16 protein-coding genes are annotated in these 26,783 nt (G+C 36.9%); 14 read left to right on the forward strand and 2 right to left on the reverse strand.

All coding sequences use genetic code 11. The annotated features are described in order from the left end of the window. Window positions 1–371 precede the first annotated feature (371 nt). From V8G61_RS02230 to V8G61_RS02270, 9 genes are all read left to right on the forward strand, one after another. On the forward strand, window positions 372–2,477 hold the full coding sequence (locus tag V8G61_RS02230; RefSeq protein ID WP_394873799.1) for a bifunctional aldolase/short-chain dehydrogenase: 2,106 nt from the start codon (window positions 372–374) through the stop codon (window positions 2,475–2,477). Between the two features lie 95 nt (window positions 2,478–2,572). Then, the gene (locus V8G61_RS02235) at window positions 2,573–3,853 is read left to right on the forward strand and encodes a sugar isomerase (protein WP_394873800.1); all 1,281 of its coding nucleotides are present in this window, start codon (window positions 2,573–2,575) and stop codon (window positions 3,851–3,853) included. 3 nt (window positions 3,854–3,856) lie between these two features. Beyond that, window positions 3,857–5,227: an FGGY-family carbohydrate kinase gene (locus V8G61_RS02240; RefSeq protein ID WP_394873801.1), complete on the forward strand. Its 1,371-nt coding sequence runs from the start codon at window positions 3,857–3,859 to the stop codon at window positions 5,225–5,227. A gap of 4 nt (window positions 5,228–5,231) precedes the next feature. Further along, window positions 5,232–6,380 (forward strand): alpha-hydroxy-acid oxidizing protein, encoded by a 1,149-nt coding sequence (locus V8G61_RS02245; protein ID WP_394873802.1) that lies wholly within the window; start codon window positions 5,232–5,234, stop codon window positions 6,378–6,380. Window positions 6,381–6,405: 25 nt separating this feature from the next. Further along, window positions 6,406–7,824, forward strand: coding sequence for a purine-cytosine permease family protein (locus tag V8G61_RS02250; protein WP_394873803.1), 1,419 nt, complete (start codon window positions 6,406–6,408; stop codon window positions 7,822–7,824). Between the two features lie 43 nt (window positions 7,825–7,867). Continuing rightward, window positions 7,868–9,574 carry a sulfatase gene (locus V8G61_RS02255; RefSeq protein ID WP_394873804.1) on the forward strand — a complete coding sequence of 569 codons (1,707 nt, stop codon included), beginning with the start codon at window positions 7,868–7,870 and terminating at the stop codon, window positions 9,572–9,574. Between the two features lie 88 nt (window positions 9,575–9,662). Beyond that, window positions 9,663–12,131, forward strand: a complete 2,469-nt coding sequence (locus V8G61_RS02260; RefSeq protein WP_394873805.1) for a glycoside hydrolase family 88 protein — start codon at window positions 9,663–9,665, stop codon at window positions 12,129–12,131. 207 nt (window positions 12,132–12,338) lie between these two features. After that, window positions 12,339–13,799, forward strand: coding sequence for a sialate O-acetylesterase (locus tag V8G61_RS02265; RefSeq protein ID WP_394873806.1), 1,461 nt, complete (start codon window positions 12,339–12,341; stop codon window positions 13,797–13,799). 191 nt (window positions 13,800–13,990) lie between these two features. Further along, on the forward strand, window positions 13,991–14,761 hold the full coding sequence (locus V8G61_RS02270) for a LuxR C-terminal-related transcriptional regulator (RefSeq protein WP_394873807.1): 771 nt from the start codon (window positions 13,991–13,993) through the stop codon (window positions 14,759–14,761). A gap of 213 nt (window positions 14,762–14,974) precedes the next feature. On the opposite strand, the gene murF is transcribed toward V8G61_RS02270, so the two are convergent. Further along, complete coding sequence (gene murF, locus V8G61_RS02275) at window positions 14,975–16,258, reverse strand: UDP-N-acetylmuramoyl-tripeptide--D-alanyl-D-alanine ligase (protein WP_394873808.1); 1,284 nt, start codon at window positions 16,256–16,258, stop codon at window positions 14,975–14,977. An 81-nt stretch (window positions 16,259–16,339) separates the two neighbouring features. Beyond that, complete coding sequence (gene gldJ, locus V8G61_RS02280) at window positions 16,340–18,031, reverse strand: gliding motility lipoprotein GldJ (RefSeq protein ID WP_394873809.1); 1,692 nt, start codon at window positions 18,029–18,031, stop codon at window positions 16,340–16,342. 266 nt (window positions 18,032–18,297) lie between these two features. Between gldJ and porU the strand changes: the two genes are divergently transcribed. The 5 genes from porU to V8G61_RS02305 all read left to right on the forward strand — a co-directional run bounded on the left by porU (window position 18,298) and on the right by V8G61_RS02305 (window position 26,767). Next, a complete protein-coding gene (gene porU / locus V8G61_RS02285) occupies window positions 18,298–22,182 on the forward strand; it encodes a type IX secretion system sortase PorU (protein ID WP_394873810.1) in 3,885 nt (1,294 codons plus the stop codon). Window positions 22,183–22,213: 31 nt separating this feature from the next. Next, window positions 22,214–23,458 (forward strand): type IX secretion system outer membrane channel protein PorV, encoded by a 1,245-nt coding sequence (porV, locus tag V8G61_RS02290; RefSeq protein ID WP_394873811.1) that lies wholly within the window; start codon window positions 22,214–22,216, stop codon window positions 23,456–23,458. A gap of 83 nt (window positions 23,459–23,541) precedes the next feature. Then, on the forward strand, window positions 23,542–24,024 hold the full coding sequence (gene cdd / locus V8G61_RS02295) for a cytidine deaminase (RefSeq protein WP_394873812.1): 483 nt from the start codon (window positions 23,542–23,544) through the stop codon (window positions 24,022–24,024). Window positions 24,025–24,112: 88 nt separating this feature from the next. Beyond that, window positions 24,113–25,111 carry a pyruvate dehydrogenase (acetyl-transferring) E1 component subunit alpha gene (gene pdhA, locus V8G61_RS02300; RefSeq protein ID WP_394873813.1) on the forward strand — a complete coding sequence of 333 codons (999 nt, stop codon included), beginning with the start codon at window positions 24,113–24,115 and terminating at the stop codon, window positions 25,109–25,111. A 3-nt stretch (window positions 25,112–25,114) separates the two neighbouring features. Further along, window positions 25,115–26,767 (forward strand): pyruvate dehydrogenase complex dihydrolipoamide acetyltransferase, encoded by a 1,653-nt coding sequence (locus V8G61_RS02305; protein WP_394873814.1) that lies wholly within the window; start codon window positions 25,115–25,117, stop codon window positions 26,765–26,767. The last annotated feature ends 16 nt before the right edge of the window (window positions 26,768–26,783 follow it).

The raw sequence follows: 26,783 nt of genomic DNA on the forward strand, positions 1-26,783 counted from the left end.
TGTATAGGATCAGCAATAATTAATAATTCACTAAGCGTCATATACCTTTTGTAATTCATGAGTGAGTTAATATAAATTTAAATGAGAGTATTAGAAGTTGATGTAAAGGTAATCCAACGGATTGGTTAAAGGGTCCTGCGGTGTCCTGTTCCAATTTAAAATTGAATGTTGGGATATTTAATTAGGTTTCATTTAAGATGAATGAGTAAATTACCAAATATTTTTAAGTATTTGAAAAACAGTGTTTTGCTGAATTTTTTAACTAAAAATATTTTTTTATAAAATCAAATGTTTCGATATACGGTACAGTACAGGATACAAAAGTTCAATCTGAAATATATTTTTGATACGAATTAATTTTAACCATAGAAATGAAGGAAATTATTAAAAGGTTTAAATACGTTGATTATTTATGGGATGATAATAAAGCATCATCTTTAGGAGAAAATCAAGTCGATCTGTTTTTATATCGTTCGAATATATTAGGGGCCGATCTCAGAATTACAAATTATGGAGGTGGAAACACGAGCTGTAAAACCGTAGAAAAAGATCCATTAACCAATGATGAGGTTGAGGTGATGTGGGTAAAAGGATCTGGCGGTGATATTGGTACTTTAACAAGAGCTGGTATTGCGGGGTTATATACAAAACGTCTAAGAGATCTTAAAAATGTATACGAGGGTATTCATGATGAAGACCGCATGGTTGGCCTATTTAACCATTGTATTTATGATTTGGACAGTAAGGCACCTTCAATTGATACACCACTTCACGGTTTACTACCTTTCAAACATATCGACCACTTGCATCCAGATGCCCTTATAGCCGTTGCTGCTGCTCAGGATAGTGAAAAAGTTACTGCCGAGATTTGGGGCGATACGATGGGGTGGGTTCCATGGCAAAGGCCTGGATTTGATCTAGGCTTACAACTTGAAAAATGTTTAAATGATAACCCTGGAATTCGAGGAATTGTTCTCGGGAGTCACGGTCTTTTTACCTGGGGAGACACTTCATATGAATGTTACATAAATAGTTTGGAAGTTATAGAAATGGCTTCTGAATATATTGATAAGAAAATTAAGGAAAAAGGAAGTGTGTTCGGTGGGCAGAAAATTGAAAGTCTGCCGGCAGCCGAAAGAAAAGAAAAGGCAGCTCAAATAATGCCTTTATTACGTGGTTTGTGTTCTTCGGAAAATAGAATGATCGGTCATTTTAGTGATAATGAAGTGGTCATGGAATTTATCAATAGCAACGACTTAATGCGTCTTGCCCCTATGGGAACCTCTTGTCCTGATCATTTTTTAAGAACGAAAATTCAACCTTTAGTTTTAGACTTAGACAAAAATGAAGACCTTTCAAACTCTAAGACTATTTTAGAGAAATTAGAACCAGCTTTTGAAAAGTACAGAAAGGATTATGCAGATTATTACAATACTTGTAAAAAAGAAAATAGTCCTGCTATGCGTGATGCTAACCCCGTAATTATTATTTATCCCGGGGTGGGAATGTTTAGTTTTTCAAAGGATAAACAAACCACCAGAGTGGCTAGTGAATTTTATATCAATGCCATCAATGTTATGCGTGGAGCAGAAGCCATTTCAGCTTATACCTCTCTTCCCAGACAGGAAGCTTTTGATATAGAATACTGGTTACTGGAAGAAGCTAAATTACAAAGAATGCCAAAAGAAAAACCGCTTTCACGTAAAGTAGCTTTTGTTACAGGTGCAGGTGGTGGCATAGGAAAGGCTATTGCCGAGAAATTAGCATTAGAAGGGGCGAATGTGGTGCTTACAGATATAAATGAAGAAGGTCTGAAAGAAGCAAATTCTTGTTTTAAAAGAGATGTTTCGACCTATGCTATATGCGACGTTACAAGTACTGAATCTATTTCAGAAGCCTTTAAAAAAGCTTGTTTAGCCTTTGGAGGCGTAGATATTATAGTTCACAGTGCAGGATTAGCGATTTCTAAACCTTTAAATGAAACTACAGATAAGGATTGGAATATTCTTCAAAATATACTGGTTAAAGGCCAGTTTGATCTAGCGAAGCAAGGTGTAGAAATTTTACGTAAACAAGCTTTAGGTGGAGACTATATTTCTATAGCCAGTAAAAATGGTTTAGTAAGCGGTCCAAATAATGTGGCTTATGGAACGGCGAAGGCGGCTCAGCAACACATGGCTCGTTTGTTAGCTGCTGAACTAGGCAAGGATCAAATAAGGGTTAATGTCGTAAATCCTGATGGTGTCATTGTGGGCAGCAAGATTTGGGAAGGAGACTGGGCGGCTGGTAGAGCTAAAGCCTATGGAATAACTGTGGATGAGCTGCCGGCTCATTACGCCAAACGAAATTTATTAAATCAAATTATATATCCGGAAGATATTGCCAACGGGGTTTTTGCCTTGGTTGGGGTTTTAGATAAAACTACCGGTAATATAGTAAATGTAGATGGAGGCATGGCAAATGCCTTTGTAAGATAAACGTAGTAAAAAATTTAAGTTTTGTTTAGTTTGTATAAAACTTCCATAAATAGATTATGGTTTGTGGAAGTTTTTATATTTTGAAAATAAAAAAAATGAAAATCAATAAAGACCAAATACTTAATAGCAATAAATTCGATCTTAAAAATCATGAGGAATCCTTTGATTTTTTGTCTAATAATTTGGAGAGACAAGGGCATGATGTAAAGGCTATTATAGGAAATTTAAAGGACTTTCAGGTGGCCATACCAAGTTGGGCATTGGGAGCTGGGGGAACGCGTTTCGGACGTTTTTCTTATCATGGGGAACCTACTAATTTATTTCAAAAATTAGAGGATATAGGTGTTATCCATTCGCTGACACAATCTGCAGGGGCTGTTTCACTACATATTCCATGGGATATTCCGGAAGATTATGACGGTATAAAACAATTAGCAAGTTCTCTGGATATTAAATTTGATGCCGTAAACTCAAATACTTTTCAAGACCAAAAAGACGCTAAAGAAAGTTATAAGTTTGGTTCGTTGAGTAACATCAGCAAAGCTGTTCGCGATCAAGCCATTCAGCATAACAAAGAGGTTATAGATATTGGAAATAAATTAGGTTCTAAAAGTTTAACCGTATGGTTGGCAGATGGTTCAAATTTCCCCGGTCAAACTAATTTTCAAAAAGCACTTCAATATACGGAGACAAGTTTAAAGGAAATTTATAAAGCTTTGCCAGATGATTGGAATATGCTCATTGAATACAAACCTTATGAACCTAACTTTTATAGCACGGTAATTCAAGATTGGGGAACGTCATTCATGCTTGCTAATGCCTGTGGGGAAAAGGCTTTCTCTCTGGTTGATTTAGGACATCATTTGCCTAATTCAAACATAGAGCAAATAGTCTCTACTTTGATATTGAAAGGTAAATTAGGTGGGTTTCATTTTAATGATAGCAAATATGGTGATGATGATTTAACAGTAGGAAGTATAAAACCTTATGCTTTATTCCTGATATTCAATGAATTGGTCTATGGCATGTACAATAATCCACAAAACCCAAACTTATCCTGGATGATAGATGCTAGTCATAATGTTAAAGATCCTTTAGAGGATTTAATACAATCGCTTGAAGCCATTAAAGAATCATATGCAAAAGCGCTATTAGTAGATCAGGACGCATTGCAGGAAGCACAACTGAATCATGATGTTGTTAGTTGTCAAGAAATTTTACAAAATGCTTTTAAAACGGATGTTAGGCCATTAATACAAAAGGTAAGATTGGATCTTGGTGGAGCAATTCACCCGATTAATTCATATAGAGATTGGAAAGTTCGCGAAACTTTGATTAAAGAAAGGGGTAAAAATACTGTAGCAACAGGACTTTAATTTATGATAGATGTAACTGCTATTTTTGATATTGGAAAAACGAACAAAAAATTCTTTCTTTTTGATGAAAATTTCAAAGAAATTTATAAAGAATATATTCGTTTTGATGAAATAAAGGATGAAGATGGACACCCCACTGAAAATTTGGAAGCCCTTCAGAATTGGATTAAATCTGTATTTGAGAATATTTTAGAACAATCAAAATACAATGTTCAAGCCATAAATTTTTCTACTTATGGCGCCAGTTTTGTACATATCGACGAATATGGTCAGGTTCTTACACCGCTCTACAATTATACCAAGCCTTTAGATAAAGGAATACTTGATTCTTTTTTAAAAAAATACGGATCGAAATCTGAATTTTTAAAGAAGACGGGATGTTATGATCTCAGCTTTCTAAATTCCGGTATGCAATTATATTGGTTAAAGTATGAAAAGCCGGAGGTTTTTAAGAAAATAAAATATTCTTTGCACTTACCGCAATACCTAAGCTATATTTTTACCGGTATTCCGATAAGTGAATACACCAGTATTGGTTGTCATACCGCACTCTGGGATTACGAGAAAAAGGATTATCATCAGTGGGTTTATGATGAGGAAATACATAAAATATTGCCTCCAATTGTTTCTACTGAAACAAGTATTAATATGAACTATAATGGTAAACGCATTAAGATTGGAGTTGGTATACACGACAGTTCAGCAGCCTTATTACCATATGTTCGTAGTATAAAAAAGAAATTTGTTTTGGTATCTACCGGAACCTGGAGCATTGCTCTGAATCCCTTCACGAAATTTTCGTTGTCAGACAACAGTGAAAGTTCAGATTTTATAAACTACATGCGGATTAATGGGAAACCAGTGAAGGCCGCGCGTTTGTTTTTAGGTAATGAGTACAAAATTCAAGTAAAAAAATTAAATGAACGGTATGGGATGCCCGAAGATTATCATCGCTCTGTGAAATTTGATTATGATACCTATTTTGAAATAATTCAGGACTTTGCTCATATGTTTAAGTGGGAAAGTATTGAGGATAGTCAAATGCCGGCTCAAACTAAATTACCATACGATAAATTCGAACATGCCTATCACCAGCTCATGACGGAATTAGTGCTTTTACAGATAGAAAGTATTAAAAAAGTGATCGGAAACGACGGAATTAAACGATTATATGTAGATGGTGGATTTAGTGATAATGATTTGTATATAAAATTGCTGTCACATTATTTTAGAGATAAAAAATTAAGGACTACCGAAGCCTCCTTAGGTTCAGCTTTAGGAGCCGTTTTATGTATATCAGATGCCAAACTGAACTCTAAATTTCTTAAAAAAAATTACGCATTAAAAAAACATGTACCTTTTATAATCAAATAATAATATGGCTTTGAAATTTGATACAAGATATCCCTCAATAGAGGATTTAAGAGATAAAGCAAAAAAGCGCATGCCAAAATTTGCTTTCGAATATCTTGATGGTGGATGTAATGAAGATATAAATCTACATAGAAACACGGCTGATATTAGAAGCCTTCAGTTAAAGCCTCATTATTTAAGAGACTTTAATGGAGCTTCTTTAAAAACGAAATTGTTTGGTGTCGAGTATGATGCTCCTTTCGGGATTGCTCCTGTGGGACTACAAGGCTTGATGTGGCCTAATTCCCCGGAAATTTTAGCAAAAGCGGCTTTTGAGCATAACATACCTTTCATTCTTAGCACAGTAACAACATCTAGTATTGAGCGGATAAGCGAATTAACCGAAGGGAAAGCATGGTTTCAATTATACCACCCTGCAAAACCGGAGTTGCGAGATGATATTATAAACAGAGCTGCTGCGGCACAATGCCCTGTACTTGTTATTTTATGCGATGTCCCAACATTTGGTTATAGACCCAGAGATATAAGAAACGGCCTGGCAATGCCACCAAAAATGTCTATTAAAAATATACTACAAGTATTAGGTAAACCAACATGGGCTTTAAATACTTTAAAATACGGCCAACCAAATTTCGCTAATTTAAAACCATATATGCCTAAGGGTTTGGATTTAAAACAACTTGGCAAATTCATGGATGAAACATTTAGTGGTCGCCTAAATGAAGAGCGAATAAAACCCATTCGCGATATGTGGAAAGGGAAGCTGGTTCTAAAAGGTGTCGCTAATGAATTAGATGCCGAGGAAGCAATTCGTATGGGTTTTGATGGCATTATAGTATCAAATCACGGTGGTAGACAACTAGATGCTGGAGAGTCTTCAATTAAACCTTTAACTACCATTGCAGAAAAGTATGGGGATAAGATTGAAGTGATGATGGATAGTGGTTTACGCTCGGGTCCAGACATTGCACGTACCCTGGCGTCAGGGGCTAAGTTCACGTTCATGGGTCGTTCATTTATGTACGGGGCTGCCGCGTTAGGTAATAAAGGTGGAGACCACACCATTTCTATTTTAAAAGTACAATTACAACAGATTATGGAACAGCTTTGTTGTGAAAATCTGGAAGATCTTCCGGCCCATTTAATAAAGTAAAATTAACCAACTAAAAATAAAATTTATGAGTCCTGTACACAATGAAGAAGAGGTTATAGAACATATTGCCGGGGGTGAATTTGAAAGAGTTCCAGTTCCAAAATCTAACTTAAAAGGTTGGAAAAGTTTCTTGGGAATGTATGCCGGAGAACATGCGGCAGGAACTGAATTTATGATCGGTCCACTTTTCTTAACGGCAGGTGTTAGTGCATTCGATTTAATCGTTGGTTTACTTTTAGGAAATTTGCTAGCTGTTCTTTGTTGGCGTTATTTAACTGCTGAAATTGCCGTTAAAAACAGGCTAACCTTATATTTTCAGTTAGAAAAAATTTGTGGAAAAAAACTTGTAATCTTCTATAACCTGGCCAACGGAGTGTTGTTTTGCTTTTTAGCAGGCTCCATGATTACAGTCTCGGCAACGGCTGTAGGTATACCTTTCGATATGCCTATGCCCAAACTTACGGATACTATGCCCAATGGTATTACGTGGGTAATTATCGTTGTACTGGTAGGGGCTATAATTTCAATTATTGCAGCCCGCGGATATAATACCGTTTCAAAGGCAGCGGATTGGATGAGCCCTATAATTGTTGTTGCATTTATTGCCTGTGGTATCGTAGCATTATCCCAACTTGGGGTAACAAGTTTTTCAGATTTCTGGAATATTTGGGGTGAAGGATCAGATCCATTTCCTGGTCAAATTAAATTCACGTTTTGGCATGTTGTCATTTGGTCATGGTTTGCAAACGCAGCCATGCACATCGGGATGTCGGATTTATCGGTTTTCAGATTTGCAAAAAATGCAAATGCTGGCTGGACAACGGCGGCAGGAATGTATGTTGGACATTATATGGCATGGATAGCTGCTGCATTGCTATATGCTGTTTATTTAAAGTCTCCTGAAGCTGCGGCTTTATTGAATGGTGGAGAAGCACCAACCGTGGCGCCCGGACCTTTAGCCTACAATGCTATTGGGATATTCGGTATTTTAGCCGTAGTTTTAGCAGGTTGGACAACTGCTAATCCGACTATTTACAGAGCCGGTCTGGCCTTTCAAGCCATCCTTCCAAAATTATCAACAGCTAAAGTAACCATTATAGCAGGATCGGTGGCTACCATAGCGGGGTTGTTTCCGGCCTTTGCAATGAAACTTTTAGGTTTTGTGGCACTTTATGGGTTTATTCTAGCACCTTTTGGGGCCATTATAGTATTTGAGCATTTCTTTCACAAGCGTGCTGGGATTGTTAAAAATTATGCGCTTAAGGCAAATTCTTCATTTAACAAATCTGTTTTTTGGGCTTGGGCCATAAGTTTTGGTGTGTTTTACTTTATTTCGGTACAATTTGATGTGTTTTTGTCTTTTGTTACCCTGCCTGCCTGGTTGTTAGCAGGGATACTCTTTATTTTTTTCAGCAAGAAGTTTCAGAAAAATGTTTCAGAGTAACGAGATACTTTTTTAGGGTCTTGAATTATTAAAATATCATTCTATGATTGAAGAAAGCACTTTTTTAAAAAGTTTATTTTTTTTCATTTTTATCCTGAACATTACTGCTTGTAAAAATGACAAAAACCTTTCTTCAAAAGAAATACAGCTAAACACGAAACCAAATATTATTTTTATCCTTGCTGACGATTTAGGCATTATGGATATTCAATCCTACGCCACACATTTTACATCTGCGGATACAACAACCATGTTTTATGAAACGCCCAACCTCAATAAACTGATGGCTGAAGGTATTTCATTTTCACAAGCATATGTTAATCAATTATGCTCTCCTACCAGAGCAGGCGTTATTACCGGAAAATATTCAGCCCGATTGGGTTTTACAACGGCCATGCCGTTACGGAAAACCTATTACAATCAAAATTTACCCGTTCCTGAAGGTTATTATCCGCATGATGTATTAGAACATAAGGATGATATAAAAATAGAGCAGGCTCTGAAAAACGGGATTTCAAATTCGGCACTACCAAGCGGATCGCCAATAGATAATGGATTAAATGAAACAACGATTGCTGAGGTATTAAACGACTATGACTCAGCATTTATTGGGAAGTGGCATGTAGGTGGTTTTGGTGCGAAAGATTATCAACCTGAGGACCAGGGTTTCGAAGCATTAGCCTGGTACGATGCAGGAGGATCTGTTTATTATAACTGGAGAGACAAATGGAACGACAAGTCGAAAGAGGTTTTTCCTGAAATGCCGCAAGATGTATGGAATATTGGACATGCAGGTAATGATTCAGGTCACGAGTATCTTACAGATGACCTGACTGAAAAAGCGTTAGATTTTATTGAAGATCGCTCCCAACGTAAGGATAAACCATTTCTATTATACTTTTCACATTTTGCAGTGCATTCCCCATATCAGGGTAAAAAGTCTGAAGTCGCGTATTTTGAAAAGAAAGAAACGCGAGGGTGGAATAATCATAAAGATCCGGTTTATGCGTCGATGCTAAAAAGTTTAGATCGTTCCGTAGGGGAAATTCTCAATAAATTAAAAGAAACTGGAATTGATGAAAACACTTTGATCGTATTTTTATCCGATAATGGAGGAATCGATAGTAAAGTGACTCCTAACGGGAAGGGCACTGATAATGCACCTTTTTTGGGTGGAAAGGCATGTTTAACAGAGGGAGGGATAAGAGTGCCTTTTATCTTTAGATGGAAAGGTCATACAGAAGAAGGAAAGTGGGTAGATGTACCTGTAGATTATACCGATCTGTTTCCTACACTTTTACAAATTGCCGGACATGATTATGATAGAGAAATTAACCACCTGTCGCTTGATGGCGAAAGTTTAGTTTCATTATTTACGGATAGGGAGAATGAACAAAAACGCTATACCAAAAGAACACAATATTGGCATTACCCTTTTAACGTCATTTATAATAGTCCGTTCGATAAACTTCCATTGACTCCGTGCTCTGCCATTCGGGACGGAGATTACAAACTTATTTTTGATTGGTATGGAAGGTTTCATCTTTTCAATATTCAGAAAGATCCCTATGAAAAAAATGATATCTCAAAAGAAAACCCAGAATTAACTCAAAAATTATTTTATAAATTAATGAACTGGTTGGTTGAAAATGTTGATAAGCGCTATTGGCCAATTTTAAATCCGGATTATAACCCTCAAAAAGAAATAAGGAGCATACCATTTAAAAATTTGTTTGAGCAATACCAATAATCATCCTGTTGGTTAAAGGATGATCCTTTTGTTTTGAAATACATATTTTGAATTATATTTATCTAAAATGTAGAAAATATTATCATTTATGATCTTTATTATAAAGTTATTATCGAAGAATTATCACACCAAAAGTTTTCGCCTTACATACTTATTGGCCTTACTTCTGACTCTGGTTTATAGTTGCAAGCAGGAAAACGCCAATCAATTGCAAACACCACATTCAAGAGAAGTTTTAAGCATAACCGAAAAAGTAGCCGATTGGCAAATAGAGACCTTTGAGGATATGGGTAAGTACCGTGCTTTGCCATCATCTAAAAATAAAAGAGAATGGGATAACAGGAAGAAACACCACGAATTGGACTGGACTTGTGCTGCTCTGTACTCTGGAATGTTCGAACTAAGTACAGTGTCTCACGATCCAAAATATGTAAACTGGCTAGTGGAAATAGGTGATCGAAATAATTGGCAATTAAATAAACGCTTCTATCATGCGGATGATCAAGCTGTGGGACAATTTTACCTTAGTCTTCATCAAAATGTTCGATTAAAAAAAATAGCTTCTATTGAACCTACCAAAAGACGTTTTGATTCGATCATGGCTAGTGAAAAGGGGAAAAAATATCATTGGGACTGGTGTGATGCCCTATTTATGGCACCTCCAGTTTGGGTGCGACTAGCAAAAGTAACCAAGGATAGTACCTATTTACAGTATATGGATTCCCAATACAAAATGGCATATAATGAACTTTGGGATCCAGAGGAAAACCTTTTTTATAGGGATAAATCCTACTTTGATAAAAGAGAAAAAAATGGTAAAAAAATATTTTGGTCACGTGGGAATGGTTGGGTATTTGGAGGTTTGGCTTTAATGATTCCGGATTTTCCTGAGAATTTTAAAAGTGGATTTTATAAAGATTTATTTGTTAAAATGGCTGAGCGCCTTAAAGAAACTCAAAGAGAAGATGGCACGTGGTCTGCAGGTATTTTGGGCGATTTAAAAGATTATCCAACGATGGAGTCCAGCGGAACGTCTTTTTTTACCTTCGGACTGGCCTGGGGTATAAATCAAGGCTTGTTGGAAAAAGATGTTTTTGAACCGGTTTTATTTAAAGCCTGGAATGCTTTGGTAAAGTGTGTCGATGAAAAGGGGATGTTAGGTTTTGTTCAACCTATAGGGGCAAAGCCCGGTGAAAGTTTTCAAAATTATTCGGAGGTTTATGGCGTAGGCGCCTTTTTAGCCGCGGGTTCAGAATTATATAAATATCTCAGTAAATTTCATCCACCATCAAGGGATATGAGCCATTCAACTTTTATGGAAGATGGGGGGTGGTGTTGGTACCAAGATCCTAGGGCCGTTATTAGTGATGGTAAATTGGTGATTTCAGGAATAAGTGGTCAAAGTGGCGATGTTCGAATTGGGATTTATGATTTAAGGTCTGAAAAAATTGATAGTACCGTTGTGTTACATGAAAACTTAGAAGTAGATGATCACGATGCACCGGCCTTATTTAAAAGACCCGACGATCGCATTTTAGCCGTCTGGGCGATGCACAGTAAAGAAAAAATCCATTATTCAAGCGTTACTGAGCCAGGTAATTATTTGAACTGGATGAATTGTAAACTTTTTGAACATGATTACAACCATAAAAATGGTGTAACCTACATGAATTTATTCTATTTAAAGAACGAGGGTACGTTATACAATTTTTTCAGGGATGGGCTTACGTTTAACCCAACATTTATGAAATCGAATGATTTCGGGGATTCCTGGGGTGAAAGCACCCATTTTATAGCCAATGATATTAAAGGGTATCAGCGACCATATGCGCGCTATCATCAGATAGACGAAAATACCATTGGAATATCCTATACAGACGGGCACCCCCGCCGATTTGGTAATAATATTTACTACGTTGAATTTTCGAACAATATCTTCTATAAGGCTGATGGTACAAAAATAAAGGATATAAATTCTGGGCCTCTTCGAACCTCAGAAGGTGAAAAGTTGTATAGTGGAAGTGATACAAATGAAAAATCTATTTTAACCGAAAGTGTACCAAATAGCGCGTGGACTTGTGCTATGGGCACAGATTCACAAAATTACCCGCATATTGGATATTCTCTGTATCTTAATGATTCCGATCATCGTTTCAGGATATCTTCCTGGGATGGTGAATCCTGGCATGACAGGGAAATAGCATATGCAGGAAAGTGTCTTTACAAGATAGAGAGTAGTTACACCGGACTTTTAGCATTCGACCCTGAAGACCCGAGAAAAGTTTATATCTCCACAGATGTGGATCCTTCAACAGGAAAAGATTTAGGAGGTGTTCATGAAATTTATATGGCACATATTGATTTAAATGATGATATTTCCACCATCAAATGGAAACCAATAACTTCGAACTCAAATTATAGAAACATCCGTCCTATAGTGGTGAATGATGAAGGTTATAAAGTATTATTATGGTTGAATGGTCCTTGGAATACTTTTAAAGATTATAATGCTAATGTGTTGGGTATCATATTGGATACTCCCGTTGAAAATAAATAGCAATCATTGTGGGCATTAAAAACACCTTTTTAATCTTCTTTTTAATTGATTAGTTTCTAGAATTTTACTTAACTTTTCAATTCTTAATACACAAAAGCAGTACATTTATAGACATACTAAAATTTCCATTAAATTAGTTACCAAACAATTTATAAATTCAAAGTTTCGAATTCAAAGAGGTTTCTCTTTTTAAAATTATAATAGATTATGACGAAAAAAGTAGTTTTAAGTATCGTGTTTTTCATGATAGTTATATCAGGGGTTTTTGCCAAAGTAAAATTACCAGCAATCATTTCATCAAATATGGTGCTTCAGCGGGATGCTGATGTGGCCCTTTGGGGTTGGGCGGATACCAATGAAACGCTACGTATTGAAACTTCTTGGCTTCAAAACCCCGTTGAAGTGAAAGTCAATAGTGATGGTAAATGGTTTGTAAGAGTGAAAACGACGCTTTCAAAACAAGCCCAAACCATAAGGATTAAGGGTAATGATTCTGATATTTTATTAGAAAATATACTGTTTGGCGAAGTATGGCTGTGTTCTGGGCAATCCAACATGCAAATGCCAGTGAAGGGTAATTCAGGACAACCTATTTATGGGTCGCAGGAAGCCATTATTAATGCAGATAATCCAAATTTGCGTCTTTTCTCAGTAGGGAGGGTGGGATCTGTTACACCACTTCAAGATTTAGAAAATTATCAGAGCTGGGAAGCAGCTGATCCAAAAAATGTTTCAAATTTTAGTGCTGTTGGTTATTTCTTCGCCAGTCAACTACAAAAACTACTGGATGTTCCGGTTGGAATTATTCATACATCTTGGGGGTCTAGTCCGGTAGAAAGTTGGACAAGCAAGGAGGTTTTAAGTAAGTATATGACCGTTGACTTAAGTCAGGTTAATGAAAAGACAAGAATGAATAAAACTCCTGTGGTTTTATTCAATGCTATGATTAATCCTTTAATCCCATTCACTTTAAAGGGGTTTCTTTGGTATCAGGGCGAAGCCAATCGAAGTGAACCTGAACAATATAAGGTCTTGCTTCCGGCCATGGTGAATGATTGGCGTACGCGTTGGGAAAATCAGGAGGCACCTTTTTATTTTGCTCAAATCGCGCCATTTAGATACGGTGGAAATACTTTTTTTCAGGAGGTACAAAACTCAGCTTTTCAACGGGAAGCCCAATTGCAATGTGTTGATTCAATTTCGAATTCGGGTATCGCTATAACTTTAGATGTTGGTGATCAGAGGTCGATCCATCCACCAAAGAAAAAGGAGGTAGCTGATCGCTTATTAGGACTTGCTTTGAATAAAACTTACGGGTTTCAAGGATTTGACCCAGAATCACCTAGTTACGATTCTATGAAATTACAAAATAATGGTATTCTTCTGGACTTTAAAAACGGAAACGGTTTGTATTCGTATGATGACCTGAAAGGTTTTGAAATTGCTGGTAAAGACCATGTTTTTTATCCGGCAGAGGCAAAAATAATAAATGGAAGAGGTGTTTTTGTTTCAAGCCCGAAAGTTCCGAACCCGGAAGCCGTTCGTTATGCTTGGAACAACTGGGTAGAGGCTTCTTTGTACGGAACGAATCAGCTTCCAGTATCCTCTTTTAGAACGGATCGTTGGGAGGAGGCATCACGATTTAATGACCAGGAAAATCAAAAATAAAATAATAGGTATTGAAAGTCATTAGGATTTAAAAAAATGATTTAACCTCTTCAATAAACATCAAGCTTTTTATTTTTTAGACCCTAAAAAAAAATTAACAGACTGATAATCAATATGAGGTTTTTTATTTATTTTAGCTCAGTTCTTTATTTCATATTTTTTTGTTATTTTTCGTACCAACCACCAATGCTATGAATGATATTAATATCAAGTCAGCTTACCACGAAATTTTTAGATCTTATGATAATCCCTCACTTGAACACCACATAAAAAAAATTATTGAACTAGATGAATATTTACCATATAGTTCTACTTTTTTTTGTATCACAAATACACAGAAACTCATTTTTGAATATGTGAGTAAGAACATGCGTTCTTGCTTGGGATTGGACAAGAAATTATTTGAAGAACACGGTATGCGGTATTTTTGGAGTAGAATGCATCCTGATGATCTGGAAAAGTGGTTGCAGGCTTTAAATAGTTTGATGGAGTTTACTTTAAACGAAATTCCTGAGTCGGATAGAAATAAAATGACCTACACATGGAATTATCGGTTTAAAAATGCTTCTGATGAATATGTGAATATCATTCAGAATACGAGTCCTTTAGAATTTGACTCAAATAACAAACCTATAATAGGCTTAGCGCATTATACTGTATTACACCCTGAAATTAACTTGCAGATTTGTGCTTCAGCGAAACGGCTGAATGCTCAGAATGAATATGAAACGCTTTATTTCAATAATTTCTCCCAAAAATTAATTTCTGAAGGTATAAGTAATAGAGAACGTGATATTGTTCGCTTATTGGTTTTGAATTACTCTAGTAAAGAAATTGCTAAAAAATTAAGTATCAGTCCAAATACGGTGGATACGCACCGTCGTAATATTCTTAAAAAACTCAATATTTCCTCAACCGGAGAACTCATTGGTATGATGAAAATAAATCAATTTATGATTTAACACCTTAAATAATTCCTACTGTTTTAAGGGAATCTTTGCTAATGATTGAAATTAATTTTGAAATTTTTTGAAAAAATACTCATTTTGAGTATTGTCTAATATGCTTTTTTATTAGATATTTGTCTAGCTATTAGTCAATTCTTAGGGAGGATTATCTAAACGGAAAAGTGTCTAACGTATGTTAGGCACTTTTTATTTAAGGAGTTTTTATGTTTACGGGTTCGGTAAAAGATCTATAATGCGCTCCATGGCCATACCTCTGGAACCCTTTATTAATATGGTTTTGTTTTTTAACTCTGATAATTCGGAAGCTTCTTTAAAGTCTTCAAAGGTTTCGAAATGTGTTATTTTATTTGACGCTATTGCCGCCTCATAAAAATGTTTCCCGATACAGGTGATGGTATTGATGTCTAAGGAGTCTGCCAGTTTTTGAATATTCTGATGTTCCTCAAAGGCAGCGTCACCTAATTCAAACATATCACCTAAAAAGGCTATTTTATCTCCGGTTTGCCGACTCAAATTCAATAATGCAGCACGCATACTGGTTGGATTAGCATTATAGGCATCTAATATGATCTTGTTAGTTCCAATGGATTTGATCTGTGATCTATTGTTGGAAGGAACATAACCTTCGATAGCTTTTTTAATAGCACTTTTCTCTACTTTAAAGTAATGCCCGATGGCTACGGCGAAGGCAATATTGGTAAAATTGTAGTCTCCGATCAATTGACTTTGAATATCCAGGTCATTATATGAAAGTTTAACAAATGGATCAGCTTCCATAAAAGTCACAGAAACATCCTGTTCTGAAGTTCCAAAGATCTGGCGTTTTATGCCTTTTGTTTTTTCAATTTGAATTGGGTCATCGGCATTAACAAACGCTGTTTTATGATGAGACCTTAAAAAATCATACATTTCGCTTTTCCCTTTTATAATGCCTTCAACACCCCCAAAGCCTTCTAAATGCGCTTTTCCGTAGTTTGTAATTAATCCAAAATCCGGTTGGGCAATGCGGCACAAGAATGTTATTTCTTTTTGATGATTAGCTCCCATTTCTACGATACCTAATTCTGTATCTGATGAAAAGGACAATAAGGTTAACGGAACTCCAATATGATTGTTTAGGTTCCCTACGGTAGCAATTGTTTTATATTTTTGAGAAAGCACTGCATTAATAAGTTCTTTCGTTGTGGTTTTTCCATTGCTACCTGTTAAAGCTATTATCGGAGTTTTTAAATACTGTCGGTGAAAAGTTGCTAAGGTTTGCAAGGCTTTTAAGGCATCATCTACCAAAATGATATGCTCTGAGGTTTGATAAGCTGCTTCATCTACTACCGCAAATTTCGCTCCTTGATTCAGAGCTTCTTCCGCGTAAGCGTTGCCATTAAAGTTTTCACCTTTTAAGGCGAAAAAAAGGGCGTTAGGAGTAATTTTTCGAGTGTCGGTTGATACTGACTGGCATTCTAAAAAAAGCTGATGAAGTTTTGCTGTATCCAAAGGTTTTGTTTTGTAAATAAATGTATTAAAAAAGTCCTAACTAATGTCAGGACTTTTTTAAATTTTATACTTTAAACGTAATTAACTTTTCGTTTTCTTTTTTGTTTTCGATTTTGAACCTACGCGAGACATTGCACAACGGAAACCGATATAATCAGTGGCCATGTCTTGTGGGAAGTAACGACGTTGCGCCGGATCTAACCAATAGGCTCTATCTTTCCAGGAACCGCCTTTGTAAACGCGAACTTCATCACTAATTAAGGACGTTCTGGTATTGCTCTTATCGTATTCTCTGATGATGTTGCCATCCTCATCTCTCTCAATTTTATTTACAGGTGCATTATACATTTTACGTGTTTGTGCATCTTGGTCTTCAGTGGTTTCATCTTCAGTAAAACTCTGGAAATTTCTGGATGAACGCTTATCACCATCCCTAAAGTTGATCTCATTACTGCGATCAAAATTTGTACGCAAGTAAGTTTCATTTTCGTCAACCGGTACTTGTACAATTTCACCAGGCAAATTCCTGGCAACTATTTTTCCGTTTGAAAGAGTATCATATTGAATATTATCAACACCTACTACTTCTACAGTTCCATCTTCACTAATAGCATTTTTAGTGTATACATTACCTCTGAAATAGTTAAAGTCGTTGTATTCACCATCAACTATTGGTCTATAAACATCAGCTACCCATTCAGCGACGTTTCCGGCCATATCATATAAACCGTAATCGTTGGGCTCATATGATTTTACCTTGTTGGTAATATCAGCACCGTCGTCAGACCATCCTGCGATCCCGCCGTAATCACCTTTACCTTGCTTGAAGTTTGCCATTTGGTCACCACGATATTTACGTGAACCGTTTCTGGTATACTGACCTTCCCATGGATACTTTTTACGTCCACGGTATAAGTTATAACTTCTTAATTCGCTTAATCCAAGTGCAGCATATTCCCATTCTGTTTCAGTTGGGAGTCTGTATTTTGGAGAAATTAGTCCGGTGGCGCGATTGGCGTAAATATTAGTTTCATTGCCTTCAGCATCGGTGCTTGAAAAGCGTTTGCTTTTACCGTTACCACTTAAAACTTCTTCATTTCCACCATAGGTTAAAGTTGGTGCATTAATGTAAGTGTCGGTACTAAATGTTGACTCTGAGTTAACATCCAAAACTTTAGCATCTCGTTTTAGGTAACCTGCTTGTTCAAGATTGTATTCATTTACACGATCTGAACGCCAATTGGCGAATTCAACTGCCTGAATCCAACTTACACCTACTACAGGATATTCTCCGTAGGCTGGATGACGCAGGTAATTATCTGTCATCACTTCATTATAACCTAAACGGTTTCTCCATACCAGTGTATCTGGCAGAGCACCGTTGTAGATGGCTCTAAATTTTTCGTCAGATGGTGGATAAACACGTTTGATCCAATCCAGGTACTCAAGGTACATTTCATTGGTAACTTCTGTTTCATCCATGTAAAAAGATTGCACGTGCTGCTGCGTTGGTGTATTATTCCAATCGTGCATCACATCATCTTGAACACGTCCTTTCGTGAAAGTTCCACCTTCAATAAATACAAGACCAGGAGAAGTTTCCTGTTCTTTGAAATCTGTATTGTACTGAAAACCACCTTCTCTGGAATTGATTTCCCAACCGGTAGCTCTGGAACTATTTCTTGAACTCGAAGATTTTTTACAACTAGTTGCAACCACAGTTAGGGCAACAGCTAATAGTATCTTATACGCTACTATTTTTTTCATATCCATACGTTTAAGTAAGCTAAAAATATTTTATTTGGTGACGCAATATAACAATTAAACCGAACAACGCAAGCGAAAATATGCATTTTAACCAAAAAAAAGCGCATTTCACCCTATTTTTTATGCATTTTGTCGATGATTTGATTGCTTATTACCTTATAATTGTCTAATATAAACGTATCTTTTGCTCAAATATTATCTTTATTTTTGTCCCGAGACTAATTCTAGTCACATACTTATACTAAGCCAATAATAATGAACGTTATTTTGTAATGAATAAAATTCTAGGGTGCATTTTTTTAATAATCTCAGCAGTAGGTTTTGGACAACAAAAAACCTTTGATCTTGATTGGGATGGCGATTCTAAAATTTCTAATGGCTCTGAATCTATGGTCTTGCCTGCTTTCAACAGCACGTATTTTAATTATGATACAGAAAAGGGACTTCAGTTTATAACACAGTGGACAACGTCTCAAACTATAAACGAAGCTTCTTTACAGGTTACTAATGTGGTTTATGCAAGCATTTCTTCCGCAGAATTAAAAGATTTAGACCCGAAATCAATTCCAAATAATTTAAATCCACGCATAAATAATGCAATGGCCAGAGGAAAACGTTTTGCAGTTTTTCAGCTATCTCCAATACTCAAGTCGGATTCTGGTGCCTATAAAAAAGTTATTTCATTTCAGATTAATTATAGCTTTGGAACGAATACGAGTAAAATTGCCGGGGTAAATAAATTTAATGCTCAAAAGGTTATTAGTAATTCGGTTTTAAGTTCGGGACTCTGGTATAAATTTTATATCGATACGACTGGAGTTTATAAACTATCCAAAAATTTTATTCGCGCTCTGGGTGTTAATGTAGATGGCTTAGACCCGAGAACGGTGAAGATCTATGGTAATGGCGGTAGGATGATCCCTTACACAAATCAAATTCCGTATCCAATTGATGTTCAGGAAAACGCCATTGAATTTGTTGGAGAAAGCGATGGTGTGTTTAATGACGAAGATTATATCTTATTTTATGCTGATGGCCCCAAGCAATTCAATGTTGAAAGTAATACTCATATTAACTGTTACACGGATGAAACGTATTACTATTTAAACATAAGCTCTGGAAATGGTAAACGTATTCTCCCAATGACGCAACCGCAGGGTCCTGTCGATTTGGCGATAACCTCCTTCGACGATTATCAATTCTATGAAAAGGACAATTATAATATTGCGAATTTAGGCCGTCGTTGGTTTGCGGATCGATTCACTATTGAAAATTTAAAAACATTGTCTTTTGATTTTCCAAATCTTGTAACAAGCGAGCCTGTACATATTAAGGTTGAAGCAGCTGCGGCATCGGCCTCTACAAGTACTATGGCAGTGCGCGTCAATAGTGCTGATGTTGGTAATATTGTTTTACCTTCAGCTCCTACTTTTAATTTAGCTTCTGACGGTTCATTTGAGGGGGATATTAATGTTTCCGGTTCGACCTTAAATATTGCTTTGGAATATAATAACCAGGGTAATCCTTCGGCTCAGGGATATTTGGATTATGTATCAATTGAAGCAAGTCGTGCCTTAACCTTTACCGATAAACAATTTTTATTTAAAAAGAATGATGCTGCTATAAATTCAGGTATTGCCTCATATACCATATCGAATTCTAGTAATGTCTCTGAGGTTTGGGATGTTACCGATCTCTACAACATAACGGGTTTGAAAAATACGGATGCTAACCCTAATTTTACTTTTAACGCGACTCTTGGTAGCGTGCGAAAATATGTTGCCGTTACCCCATTAGATTTTTATGAACCTCAACTGGGTGCTGAAACCTCTCTAGCAAATCAAAATTTAAAGGGGACCATTTTTAATAATAGCCAAGGTCAATTTGAGGATATTGATTATCTCATTGTTGCGCCACAGCGAATGTTGTCTCAGGCACAACGTTTGGCAGGTATTCACGAACAGCAAAATAATCTAAACGTAAAAGTAGTGACACTCGATGCTATATATAATGAATTTAGTGCGGGAAATCAGGATATTGGTGCCATTCGAAACTTTGTGAAATATATTTACGATAATGCAACTACGGCACAAAATCGCTTGAAATATCTGTGCCTTTTTGGTGATGGTTCTTTCGATTATAAGGACAGGATTCCAAACAATACGAATGTTGTACCATCGTGGTATTCTTATAATAGTTTTAGTGTGACTAATTCGTTTGTTTCTGATGATTTCTATGGTATGATGGATCCTGAAGAAGGAACCTTGATAGCTGCCGATAAACTAGATATTGCAGTTGGTCGAATTTTGGCTGATACACCACAGCGGGCTAAGGAACTCGTTGATAAAATTGCATCGTATTACAACAAGGAATCTTTTGGAAGTTGGCGTAATAATTATGTAGTGGTCTCTGATGATGTTGATCAGAATTGGGAGGGCGTGATCGAAGAAACTTCAGATATTATAGCTACTGATGTTGTTGATAATAAGCCTTTTATAAATGTAGTAAAAATTTATGCAGATGCTTTTAAACAGGAAACATCTGCCGGAGGCGATCGTTATCCTCAGGTAAATACCGCTCTGGTAAATGCCATTGATAGTGGGGCACTTGTTTTCAATTATTTCGGACATGGCGGGGAGGATGCCTTGGCACAGGAGCGTTTTTTCTTGAAACCCGATATTGAAAACCTGCGAAATTTTAATAAACTTCATTGTTTCGTTACTGTAACCTGCGAGTTTACAAAATTTGATAACCCTTATCGGGAAACCGCAGGAGAACTTATTTATTGGAACAAAGAAGCCGGTTCGATCGGTTTAATTACAACAACCAGACAGGTCTTCGTTACCTTCGGAATCAATTTTAATAAGGTCTTAGGCCAATACTTATTTTCGTATAGCATGAACGATACTTTTGGCGATTTTGAATATCCAACAATGGCTGAAGCATTACGATTGGCAAAAAATAATATCACAGGTTCGAATCTTGCACAAAAACGGCTAGCTTTTTTTATAGGCGATCCTGCCATGAAACTGGCGTTTCCTAAGCCTAATGTGCGCTTAACGCAAATAAACGATGTGCCTATTACTCAGGCTACAGATACTTTAAAAGCATTGAGCTACGTAAAGTTAGCCGGTGAGGTGACCGATATTTCTGGAAACGTACTAACGAATTATAATGGTGTTTTATCGACTACCATTTTTGATAAAAATATTCAAAGACAAACTCTTGCCAACGATGGTACACGAAACAATGGCGAATTGGTAATCATGGATTTTGAGACTCTAGGAGAAATTATTTTTCGAGGTCAGGCCTCAGTGATTAATGGTCAATTTACTTTTGATTTCGTAGTGCCTAAAGATATTGGAATACCGGTTGGTTTTGGAAAAGTGAGTTTTTATGCGGAAAATAACGCAGCCTTGAATGATCAATCAGGAGCCAGTGTAAATACAGTAAAAATTGGTGGGCTCAATGAAAATGCTGTAAATGATAATACAGGTCCCATTATAAATTTATTTATGAACGATGAGAGTTTTGTATCCGGAGGTATTACCAACGAATCACCTACCTTATTGGCCAAACTTTCAGATGAAAATGGCATTAATACTGCCAGTGGGGTTGGTCACGATATTGTGGCTATTTTAGATGGCGATGAAACAAATCCATTTATCCTGAACGATTATTATCAAACTGAAGTTGATGATTACACGAAAGGGCTCGTTACGTTTCCTTTTAGAAATCTGGCACCCGGATTACATACCTTAACAATAAAAGCCTGGGATGTTTTCAATAACTCATCGGTTATGGAAATTCAATTTATAGTGTACGACAAAGACCAAGATTTGGTAATTCAAAATGTTCTAAATTACCCCAATCCATTCGTTAATTACACGGAATTTTGGTTTAATCACAATAGTTCGGCACCTTTAGACGTTTCTATACAGATATTCACGGTATCCGGAAAACTGGTAAGAACCCTAAACGGTCAAACCTCAGGAGCGGGCGCCACAACAAGTACTTTATCACGAGACCTTGTTTGGGACGGACGCGATGATTTTGGAGATAAATTAGGCAAAGGAGTTTATGTATACAAACTAACTGTTTATTCTGGGGTTTTAGATAAAAAAGCCGAGAAAATTGAAAAGCTAGTCATACTTTAAAACAATAACTATAAAGCTAACGCAAACAAAAATGAAGAAACTATTATGCGCATTAATGGTATTTACTATTATTAATGAAGTCACAGCACAAACTACTATCATACCAAATGAAAATGATTCTCGTGTAATCACTACCGGGATGCCCTTTTTACTCATAGCTCCGGATGCCCGAGCTGCATCCATGGGAGATATGGGTGTGGCAACTTCCCCTGATGCATTTTCACAGCAATGGAATGCTTCAAAATATGTATTCTCGGAGGCTAAATCTGGTATTGGTGTAAGTTATACCCCTTACTTAAGTAAATTGGTAAATGATATTTTTTTAGGAAATATAACCTATTTTAATCGTATTGATGAGCGAAGTGCATTCGCAGTAAGTTTAAAATATTTCTCTTTAGGTGATATCGAGTTTTTGGCCGATGAATTCTCAACAGCTTTGATTCAACGTCCAAACGAATTTACTTTAGATGGATCATATGCTTTACGACTGAGCGATCAATTCGGTATGGCTGTTGGAATGCGTTATTTGCGTTCCGATTTACGTCTTATTGGTGTAGATGGCGATGCCTCTCCGGCTAGTACCTTTGGTGTAGATATCTCAGGATATTATCAAAGTGAAGAGGAAGCATATTCCGATTTTAATGGCCGCTGGCGAAGTGGATTTGCGATTCAAAACATTGGACCCAAATTTAAATATGACGCTGCCGGACAAGAAAACTTTCAACCAACCACGTTGCGTTTAGGTGCCGGATTTGATTTCATCCTAGATAATTATAATACCGTTGCTGTAACCGCTGAAGTTGCAAAATTACTGGTTCCAACTCCACCAATCTTAGGGACGGAATATGAGTATACCGATAACAATGGAAACGGCCAGTACGACGAGGGTGTTGATACCCTAGGAAATCAGATTTCCGATACGAATGGTGTTATTTATCAGGGGAAATCACAAGATATTGGATTTGTTGAGGGGATGTTCCAATCTTTTGGGGATGCTCCCGGTGGATTTAGTGAAGAATTAAGAGAATTTACTTGGGCTCTTGGTGCCGAGTATCGTTATCAGGATGCTTTTGCCTTTCGTTTAGGTTATTTTAATGAAAGTGAGGATAAAGGTGCTCGTAAATTTTTAGCCCTTGGTGCTGGATTTAAAGCCAATATTGTAAACATCGATTTATCTTATCTATTTTCTGCATCACGCATTCAAAGTCCGTTAGAGAATACTTTACGCTTTTCACTAACATTTAATTTTGGAGCCGATTCTTACACCGAATATTAAAAGCATCAAAAGACCGGATATTAAAACTATTGCCAAAAGCAATAGTTTTTTTGTTCTATCTTAGTCTTACTTAAATTTAAAGCATGAAAGAAATTAAAGTAGCATCGATTTTGGAGGTGTATGACACCGTTCATGAATTGCCAGAAGACGTGAATAAATTGATGCAAATGGCTCATGAGGCGAGAAAAAGGGCCTACGCGCCGTATTCAAGTTTTTTTGTTGGGGCTGCATTGCTTTTAGAAAATAAAGAGATCATAACAGGAAGTAATCAGGAAAATGCTTCCTACCCCTCAGGGTTATGCGCCGAACGTACGGCTATTTACTATGCCGGAGCAAAGTTTCCGAAAACCCGCATACTAAAGATGGCGATTTCAGCAGGCTCAAAAAATAAAGTTTCACAAAAACCCATTCCCCCTTGTGGAGCCTGCAGACAAGCCATCGCAGAATATGAAATCAAACAGAAGTTTCCAATTGAAATTTATTTCATGGGAGAAACGGGGAAAGTAGCAAAATCAGCCTCTTTGGAAAATTTGTTACCTTTTTTATTTGATAATTCTGTCCTATAACGATTTCGCTTAAAATTATACTTGAAGTGTTTTTCCAATACCGTTCAAAGTGTTACTTTTGTAACTCGTGTATTAAACAGAACAGTCCATGCAAAAAATAACAAAAGAGGTTTACCTCAAATGGTACGAAGACATGTTATTCTGGAGAAAGTTTGAAGATAAACTTGCTGCAGTATACATCCAACAAAAAGTAAGAGGTTTTCTTCATTTATACAACGGCCAGGAAGCCGTTTTGGCAGGTGCATTACATGCTATGGATTTATCCAAAGATAAAATGATCACTGCTTACCGTAACCACGTACAACCTATCGGAATGGGTGTTGATCCCAAGCGTGTTATGGCCGAACTTTATGGTAAGGCTACAGGAACATCGCAAGGATTGGGAGGTTCTATGCACATATTCTCAAAGGAACATCGTTTTTATGGAGGGCATGGTATTGTAGGTGGTCAAATTCCTTTAGGAGCCGGACTAGCTTTTGGTGATAAATACCAAGGAAATGATGCTGTAACCCTATGTTGTTTTGGAGATGGAGCTGCCCGTCAGGGATCACTTCATGAAACTTTTAACTTGGCAATGCTTTGGCAATTACCTGTTGTATTCGTTTGTGAAAATAATGGTTATGCCATGGGAACATCAGTTTCCAGAACAGCCAGTCACACTGATATTTGGAAACTAGGTTTAGGGTATGATATGCCTTGTGGCCCTGTAGATGGCATGAACCCTGTAAAAGTAGCTGAAGGTTTTGATGAAGCTATTCAACGTGCTCGTAAGGGTGGTGGACCAACCTTTTTGGAATTAAAAACATACCGTTATCGTGGTCACTCCATGTCTGATGCGCAGCACTACAGAACAAAAGAGGAAGTAGAGGAGTACAAGAAAATAGATCCCATAACCCAAGTGAAAGATGTTATCTTGGAAAAGAAATACGCAAAAGAGGAAGATCTGAAAAAAATTGATAAACGTGTTAAAGAACGCGTTGCTGAATGCGAGAAATTTGCTGAAGAATCACCTTTCCCAGATAAAAATGTGATGTACGATGTGGTTTATGAGCAAGAGGATTATCCATTCATTCAACATAAAATTTAAACTATGGCTACAGTAGTAAACATGCCGCGCTTAAGCGACACAATGGAAGAAGGAACCGTTGCTTCCTGGTTGAAGAAGGTAGGCGATAAGGTAGAAGAAGGGGATATTTTAGCCGAAATTGAAACCGATAAAGCGACTATGGAATTCGAGTCCTTCAATGAGGGGACTTTGCTTTATATTGGTGTAAAGGAAGGTGAAACCACTAAAGTAGATGAGCTTTTGGCCATCATAGGTGAAGAAGGTGAAGATATTTCAGAGATCATAGAAGGTAAAGGAACTTCTGACAATAAGGCTGAAGCTGAAAAGACTGATGATAAGTCATCAGAATCAAAGGATGATACTTCAAATAAAGAAGACAAACCTGCTAAAAAAGCCGAACTTCCGGAAGGCGTGACCATAGTAACCATGCCACGTTTAAGTGATACCATGGAAGAAGGTACCGTAGCAACCTGGTTGAAAAAAGTAGGAGATAAGGTTGAAGAGGGTGATATCCTAGCTGAAATTGAAACCGATAAGGCTACCATGGAATTTGAATCATTTCAATCTGGAACCTTATTAGAAATTGGACTAAAAGAAGGCGAATCAGCTAAAGTTGATGCCTTATTAGCCATTATAGGCCCTGAAGGCACTGATGTTTCAGGAATAGCTGAAGGTTTCGAAAAGGAAGCCTCTACGGAATCTAAAACAGAAGAACCGAAAGAAGAGGCGAAAGCCAAAGTTCCTAAAACGGAATCTAAACCGGCTTCAACAACTTCCTCTCAGGCGCAAGACAGAAAACCTGCTCCTGCACCGGTAGAATCTAATGGGCGTATTTTTGTTTCGCCTCTGGCGAAAAAATTAGCTGAAGAAAAAGGTGTTAATTTAAATCATATTCAAGGTTCTGGGGATAAGGGGCGTATCGTAAAACGAGATATTGAAAATTATACCCCGGGTGCGTTGGCGGCGTCTTCTGCGAAATTCGTTCCTATGGGTCAGGAAGATTTTGAAGAAGTTCCAAATTCTCAAATGCGAAAAGCGATTGCGAAGGCCTTAACCAATTCCAAGTTCTCTGCGCCTCATTATTATTTAGCTGTAGAATTTGATATGGATAATGCGATGGCCTTCCGCAGTCAGTTCAATTCTATTCCGGATGTTAAAATATCATTCAATGATATCGTGGTTAAAGCTTGTGCTCTAGCCTTAAAACAGCATCCACAGGTTAATTCGCAGTGGTTCCCGGACAAAATGCGATTGAATAACCATGTGCATATAGGTGTTGCGGTTGCGGTACCTGATGGTCTGGTTGTTCCGGTAGTACGTTTTACTAATGAGAAAACCTTACCTCAAATTGGTGCTGAGGTGAAAGAATTGGCCGGTAAAGCACGAAATAAAAAATTAACACCTCAGGAAATGGAGGGTAGCACTTTTACAGTATCGAATTTAGGTATGTTCGGGATTGATTATTTTACGTCCATCATCAACCAACCTAATTCGGCTATTTTGTCAGTTGGAGCAATCGTTCAAAAACCCGTCGTTAAAAATGGTGAGATCGTTGTTGGTAATACAATGAAATTAACTTTAGCCTGCGACCACAGAACCGTCGATGGTGCTACTGGAGCCCAGTTCCTTGAGACCTTAAAAGGATTCATTGAAAACCCGGTTACAATGTTAATTTAAGTTAAAAACATAATCA

The sequence above is a fragment of the Gaetbulibacter sp. M240 genome (assembly GCF_043876815.1).
Taxonomy (GTDB): domain Bacteria; phylum Bacteroidota; class Bacteroidia; order Flavobacteriales; family Flavobacteriaceae; genus Gaetbulibacter_A.

What these genes read in the sequence shown, in the direction of transcription:
- V8G61_RS02230 (WP_394873799.1), top strand. Translation starts at nt 372, where the DNA reads ATGAAGGAAATTATTAAAAGGTTTAAATACGTTGATTATTTATGGGAT.
- V8G61_RS02235 (WP_394873800.1), top strand. Translation starts at nt 2,573, where the DNA reads ATGAAAATCAATAAAGACCAAATACTTAATAGCAATAAATTCGATCTT.
- V8G61_RS02240 (WP_394873801.1), top strand. Translation starts at nt 3,857, where the DNA reads ATGATAGATGTAACTGCTATTTTTGATATTGGAAAAACGAACAAAAAA.
- V8G61_RS02245 (WP_394873802.1), top strand. Translation starts at nt 5,232, where the DNA reads ATGGCTTTGAAATTTGATACAAGATATCCCTCAATAGAGGATTTAAGA.
- V8G61_RS02250 (WP_394873803.1), top strand. Translation starts at nt 6,406, where the DNA reads ATGAGTCCTGTACACAATGAAGAAGAGGTTATAGAACATATTGCCGGG.
- V8G61_RS02255 (WP_394873804.1), top strand. Translation starts at nt 7,868, where the DNA reads ATGATTGAAGAAAGCACTTTTTTAAAAAGTTTATTTTTTTTCATTTTT.
- V8G61_RS02260 (WP_394873805.1), top strand. Translation starts at nt 9,663, where the DNA reads ATGATCTTTATTATAAAGTTATTATCGAAGAATTATCACACCAAAAGT.
- V8G61_RS02265 (WP_394873806.1), top strand. Translation starts at nt 12,339, where the DNA reads ATGACGAAAAAAGTAGTTTTAAGTATCGTGTTTTTCATGATAGTTATA.
- V8G61_RS02270 (WP_394873807.1), top strand. Translation starts at nt 13,991, where the DNA reads ATGAATGATATTAATATCAAGTCAGCTTACCACGAAATTTTTAGATCT.
- gldJ (WP_394873809.1), bottom strand. Translation starts at nt 18,031, where the DNA reads ATGGATATGAAAAAAATAGTAGCGTATAAGATACTATTAGCTGTTGCC.
- porU (WP_394873810.1), top strand. Translation starts at nt 18,298, where the DNA reads ATGAATAAAATTCTAGGGTGCATTTTTTTAATAATCTCAGCAGTAGGT.
- porV (WP_394873811.1), top strand. Translation starts at nt 22,214, where the DNA reads ATGAAGAAACTATTATGCGCATTAATGGTATTTACTATTATTAATGAA.
- cdd (WP_394873812.1), top strand. Translation starts at nt 23,542, where the DNA reads ATGAAAGAAATTAAAGTAGCATCGATTTTGGAGGTGTATGACACCGTT.
- pdhA (WP_394873813.1), top strand. Translation starts at nt 24,113, where the DNA reads ATGCAAAAAATAACAAAAGAGGTTTACCTCAAATGGTACGAAGACATG.
- V8G61_RS02305 (WP_394873814.1), top strand. Translation starts at nt 25,115, where the DNA reads ATGGCTACAGTAGTAAACATGCCGCGCTTAAGCGACACAATGGAAGAA.